Source organism: Fredinandcohnia quinoae (assembly GCF_022427965.1).
In the GTDB taxonomy this organism is placed as follows: Bacteria; Bacillota; Bacilli; order Bacillales; family Bacillaceae_L; genus Ferdinandcohnia; species Ferdinandcohnia quinoae.
In genome coordinates this window covers 1-6,224 of sequence record NZ_JAKTTI010000069.1, presented here as the reverse complement: position 1 = coordinate 6,224, position 6,224 = coordinate 1, and the positions used below count along the sequence as shown (strand labels likewise).

The 6,224-nt window shown below is 36.4% G+C and carries 4 protein-coding genes; 3 read left to right on the top strand and 1 reads right to left on the bottom strand.

Annotated elements, in window-relative coordinates; translation table 11 throughout:
• Positions 1–99 precede the first annotated feature (99 nt).
• Positions 100–2,100, bottom strand: a complete 2,001-nt coding sequence (locus tag MJG50_RS21840) for a methyl-accepting chemotaxis protein (RefSeq protein ID WP_240257890.1) — start codon at positions 2,098–2,100, stop codon at positions 100–102.
• Positions 2,101–2,176: 76 nt separating this feature from the next.
• Here MJG50_RS21840 and MJG50_RS21835 point away from each other — a divergent pair, with 76 nt between their 5' ends.
• The 3 genes from MJG50_RS21835 (at position 2,177) to MJG50_RS21825 (ending at position 6,087) form a co-directional block, all read left to right on the top strand.
• On the top strand, positions 2,177–2,320 hold the full coding sequence (locus MJG50_RS21835; RefSeq protein ID WP_240257889.1) for a hypothetical protein: 144 nt from the start codon (positions 2,177–2,179) through the stop codon (positions 2,318–2,320).
• A 181-nt stretch (positions 2,321–2,501) separates the two neighbouring features.
• Positions 2,502–4,181 (top strand): methyl-accepting chemotaxis protein, encoded by a 1,680-nt coding sequence (locus tag MJG50_RS21830; protein WP_240257888.1) that lies wholly within the window; start codon positions 2,502–2,504, stop codon positions 4,179–4,181.
• Positions 4,182–4,404: 223 nt separating this feature from the next.
• Positions 4,405–6,087: a methyl-accepting chemotaxis protein gene (locus MJG50_RS21825; protein ID WP_240257887.1), complete on the top strand. Its 1,683-nt coding sequence runs from the start codon at positions 4,405–4,407 to the stop codon at positions 6,085–6,087.
• Positions 6,088–6,224: the final 137 nt, after the last annotated feature.

Sequence of the window (6,224 nt, the reverse complement as noted above, 5' to 3'; positions counted from 1 at the left end):
GGTGTGAGAGGGTCGAACGAATCAAAATTCCGATTCGTTCACTCTACTCGATTTTCAGAGTCTTTATGTGGATAAGGTCATTCCGACCAACGTATACTTCTACAACTTGAATGTTTTAACGGCTTCTTGTAATTCTTCCGCCATAATGGATAATGATGCTGCTGAAGCTGCGATTTCTTGCATGGATGCAGTTTGTTCTTCAGTTGCAGCAGATACATCCTGGGTATCTGATGTTGTGCGAACTGCAATTTCGTCGATTTCACTAACGATGTCAACAACTTGTTCGATACCTTGAGCCATTTGCTCAATGGAAGCAGAGACCTCTTGGATTTGTGATGCAACATTCGCAACAAATTGTTGAATCTTTGCAAAAGATGTTCCAGCATCATTGACAATCTCGATCCCCTTCTCAGTCTCTGAACGTCCTCGATCCATCGATTCAACGGCATGATTTGTATCTAATTGAATAGAAGAAATAAGCTGACGAATACTTTCAGTTGATTGAGATGATTGCTCAGCTAACTTTCTAACCTCGTCAGCAACCACTGCGAAGCCTTTTCCATGTTCTCCAGCTCGTGCAGCCTCGATCGCAGCATTCAATGCCAATAGATTTGTTTGCGCTGCGATATCTGAAATAACATCAACGATTTGACTGATTTCTGTGGAACGTTCTCCTAATGAATTAACGACATGTCCTAGATCAGTAACAGATTCATTGATTTGATTCATTTGCTGAATTGAAAGCTGGATAGCCTGCTCACCACTTGCCGCAACCCCCGTTGCTTCAGAAGAGGTTTGTGCGACATTTTGAGAATTTGTTTTTATATGTTGTATACTTGCCGCAACTTCTTTTACCACCTCAGTGGTTTGCTTCACCATTCCAGTTTGCTGTTCAGTCCCGACTGCAACCTGTTGAATCGCATTTGCAACCTGTTCAGTTGCTTTACTATTTTGCTCGGAACTTGCTGAAAGCTGTTCAGATGATGATGCTAACAATCCTGACTTATCCCCAACATGATGAATTAACTCTCGAAGTGAGGCAATCATTTTATTAAAACTGCCACCTAATTGACCAATCTCATCATCATTTTTTATGGTAATCGTTTGAGTTAGATCCCCTTCGCTCACTTTTTGAGTGGCTCCAACTAATACGCTCAATGGTCTCGTAATCGACCTAATGATAAAGTAGGCAATCGCAAATCCTAATAAAATAAGAATCCCAACGATAGTAAAAGTTGTAATTAAGATTGGCCTTGTTGCATCATTAACTTCAGATAACTCCATGACACCTGCAACTTTCCAACCTGTAAGCTCATTCGTAACAAAATCGGCCTCATAACGTTTACCTTTGAACTCATCAGATATATGCCCTGATTTACTTTTATACATGATTCGACCATAATTAGACGCTGCTTCTAACGGCTCTCCAGCCTCAAAATTAGGATCCACGAGGTACTTTTTCCCTGCAGTATAAATAATCGGATAACCATTCTCACCAAATTTGAAGCTATCAGCCATTTTTTGAATAGCATCTAAATTAATGTCGATACCGATAACTCCAGAGCCATCATGTAACTGTTGTGAAATAGTTACTAAAGTGTTTCCAGTAGCTGCATCTTTATAAGGCTCAGTAATAACTGGTTTACCTTGATTTGCCATTGCATCTTTATACCAGTCACGCTCACGTGCATCAAAATCACTGGATAATTTCGCTTCTGGGTATATAACTAAATCGCCATTCTGTGAACCTACATAAATACTCGTAATATCAGAATGAAGTAATGCAAATTGCTTTAGTGTTACAAGCGTGTTTTTTTGCTCAGATTCGATAAGAGCTTGATCATTTAATTTTTCAGCAAAATAGTCTGCATCAGAAAATTTCGTTGTTAAACTATTTGTAATAAAATTATCTAGTAGAGCAACATTTTGAGATGAGTTTTTTACAAGCTGCGACTCTAGTTCTTGTTTTGCATTATTATACGACAACATCCCGATGGTAACACTTGGGATGATGATGATTAGTAAAAAGGATAATAATAATTTTTTTCGAATAGTTAAATTGAAAAACCGCCTTTTACCCTTATTCATGTTCTTATTCATGTTCATTATCCTCCAGTAATTTATTAGTGATAGGTAAAAAGTCTTGTAAATATTAAAATAATTATAATTTATATTTATGCAAGTTAGTAGTGGGAATATAATCCAAGTTCAACTAGAATTAACAGTGCTATTCTTTAAACAATTAATCAATCAATCAAACGTTTGGTTGAATATTGAATCCCTTGCGGCAGTAAGGAGTTACCGTCAAACAAACGTTTGATTTAAATTGAATTTTATGATAAGTACAGAAATTAGTAAAATATTAATTTACTCAATTAGTACGTGCAATAATCTCCTTTCTAATTACTCTAGCAATTTCGAAATTATCCTTGTATAACAACAAGCGATAGGTTTATAATATATTTCGTGATGCGAAATTATACCTAAATGAGGGAGAATAAATGAAAAGTATTAGAATGAAATTAATCATAAGTTTTTTAATTGTAATATTATTTTGCACGGGTCTATCTACATATAATTATTACTCGTTAAAGTCAATGAACAATCAAACAGATGAAATCGTTTCAAAAGAGCTCCCATTACTGATGTCAAATGAAAATCTTGCCTTTAATATTGCACAAAGTATCGCTCTTTCAAGGGCATATATCCTCTATGGAGATGAATTTTATAAAAGCGAATTTGAAAAGAATATAACATTAGGAAAAAAAATGCAGGAAGATATCCTAAAGTATGACCCATCCCCTGAAGTAAAAGGTTTAATTGAGAAAAGCAATGAGTGGCAAAGGATGGTAAGTGAAGAGGTCTTTAATACATATGATGGTGGATATGAAGGTCTAGCTGAAGGAATCCTTACAAATAAAGTCGAGCCAATCGCAAACGAATTAATTAAAAGCTTCAAGGAACTATCAAAAACTCGCCAAGAAGGTATTTTGGCAGACGGAAATGACATCCTAAATAGTGGAAAGACAAGTCAAATAATCGGGATAAGTGTAGCAATAGCCGCATTAATTATCGGTTTGGCGATTGCAAGCTTTACAGCAGAAGCAATTTCAAGACCAGTGAAGAAAATGGTAAAAAGAATGAACGCCATCGCGAATGGTGAGCTTTCTTCAGAAGTAATGACAACAAAATCAAAAGATGAAATCGGCCAACTTATTAGAGCAATAAATACAATGAATACAAGCCTTAGCTCCATGGTAAAACAGATGGTTAATGTGTCCGATCATGTTTCAAATCAGAGTGAAGAACTTACGCAATATGCTGATGAGGTTATGGCGGGAAGCCAACAAATTGCAACAACGATGGATGAGCTATCAAGAGGGGCTGAAGAGCAGGCACATGCTTCATCATCTTTGAATGAAACTATGAGTCAATTTGCACAAGAAATCATGCTTGTAGTTGGAAGTGGAGAGGATATCAAAGTTCAGGCAGAATCAATGTTGAAAATGACGGATGATGGTAGTCAATATATGGAGAAATCCATTAGTAAAATGGAAGATATTAATGGAAAAATGAAACACTCACTAAATCTAGTAAAAGGGCTAGATTCAAAGACAAATAATATTTCAGAACTCGTGAAAGTCATCAAAGAGATTGCAGAACAAACAAATTTATTAGCACTTAATGCGGCAATCGAAGCAGCGCGTGCAGGTGAACATGGGCGAGGTTTTGCAGTTGTTGCAGACGAAGTTCGCAAACTCGCAGAACAAGTCAGTCACTCAATAACGGATATCACTTCATTTGTCACTGATATCCAAAATGAATCAAGACTGGTTGTCGCATCACTAGATGAAGGCTATCAATTTGTCCATGAAGGAACAGATCAAATTCAAACAACAGGCCAAACATTTGAAAATATTAAAAATACAATTGATCAAGTTGGAACTAAAATTGAGGAAATGGCAACATCTTTATATAATGTGTTAGACAATACAAGAACAATCAATGAATCAATCGAAAACATTGCATCTGTATCTGAAGAAAGTGCAGCAGCAATAGAACAGGTCTCTGCAACTGCCCAACAATCAGGCAGCTCAATGGACGAAGTTTCTCGTAGTGCAAAAACACTTGAAGACAACGCTGCCAAACTAAATACATTAATCCAGCAATTCAAACTCTAGGACCATGGGGACGGTTCTTATGGATTACTTTTAAAATAATCTGAATAGGTAATAGGAGTAGCCAGTCAAAATCTGGTTACTTTTTTTGTATAGTCTAAGCGCCAATGACATCGGAAAATACATTTTTCGGCAAGAAAGGGTTTCATCCCCTACCTTTTTGTCGTAAAATAGGGAATAATAGATTCATATAGTAGAAATTAACTAGATAAGAGGGGGAACAGAAATGAAAACGCTTCGTTTTAAATTAATTATCAGTTTTTTAGCAGTTATCATTTTAAGTCAAGCATACGCTACATTTAATTATTTAACCGTAGATTCAATGAATCAAAAGACGAAAAATATTATGACAGAACAACTACCTCTCTTAATTGAAGATGAAAACCTATCCTATAATATTGCACAAAGTCTTTCTGTAACTAGGGCTTATGTCCTATATGGTGATGATACCTTTAAAAATGAGTTTAATGAATTAACAGCCGAAGGTTTAGAAATTCAAAAGGAATTAAAGAAATATAAAACTTCGCCGAAATTACAAGGCATTATTAATGAAAGCAATGCTTGGAGAGAAATGGTCGAAACAGAAATTTTCCAAAAGTACGATGAAGGTTTCAAAGAAGTGGCCGATAAAAACTTACGTACAAAGGCTCAACCTATTGCAAGAGGAATAATGGATGGACTTGAGAAATTAGCAGGCGAACGTGAAAAGGACATCCAATCAAATGGTGGCGACATGCTTAGTTACGCAGATACTATTCAAAAAGTAGGCATCGCTGCTTCATTAACAGTCTTAATTTTGGGAATAATTATAGCTATTTTTACAGCTGAATCAATTTCTAGACCTGTGAAAAAAATCGTAACTAGAATGATGTCAATCGCAAAAGGTGAGCTTTCATCGGAAGTAATTACAACTAAATCAAAAGACGAAATAGGTCACCTCGTTCAAGCAGTGAATACAATGAACGGAAGCCTACAATCAATGGTTAAGCAAATGGCTGATGTATCAAATCATGTAACAAGTCAAAGTGAAGAGCTTACTCAATACGCGGATGAAGTCATGGCTGGAAGTCAACAAATCGCTACAACAATGAGTGATCTCTCTAGTGGAGCTGAGGAACAAGCACATGCGTCCACTTCCTTAAATGAAACGATGGGTCAATTTGCACAAGAAATTATGAACGTTGTTATCAATAGTGAGGATATCAAAGCACAAGCAGCAACAATGTTAGGAATGACGAATGATGGAAGCCAATACATGGAGAAATCCATTCAAAAGATGGATGACATCAATGGAAAGATGAAGCATTCTCTTGAACTTGTAAAAGGATTAGACACTAGGACAAATGATATTTCAAAACTAGTTAATGTGATTCAAGAAATTGCAGAACAAACAAACTTGCTAGCCCTTAATGCTGCAATCGAGGCAGCACGAGCAGGTGAACATGGCCGCGGATTTGCAGTCGTTGCAGATGAAGTTCGAAAGCTTGCAGAACAGGTAAGTCACTCAATAACGGATATTACATCAATTGTTACCGATATCCAAAATGAATCAAAACAAGTGGTCGCATCACTTGATGAAGGATATGAATTTGTAAATGAAGGAACAGACCAAATTCAAACTACTGGTAAAACCTTTGATAACATCAAGGAAGCGATTGACGAAGTTGGATCCAAAATTGAGGAGATGTCATCATCCTTGTACAATGTATTAGACAATACAAAAACGATTAATGAATCAATTGAAAACATTGCTTCTGTCTCGGAGGAAAGTGCAGCAGGAATTGAACAAATCTCAGCAACTGCCCAACAATCAGGCAGTTCAATGAGCGAAGTATCACGCAGCGCAAGAACACTCGAAGATAGCGCAAATCAGTTAAACTCACTAATCCAGGGCTTTAAAATAAAATAAGCGGGAAAGAGGGACAGATCCCTTTTCCCTAGTTAATTGCAAAAACTAACAAAAAGAAGTAACCATAAAATATGGTTACTTCTTTCAGACTGTAGACAAACTCGAAGATTTTCGAGTTTGCCTACAGTTTTTTTTCA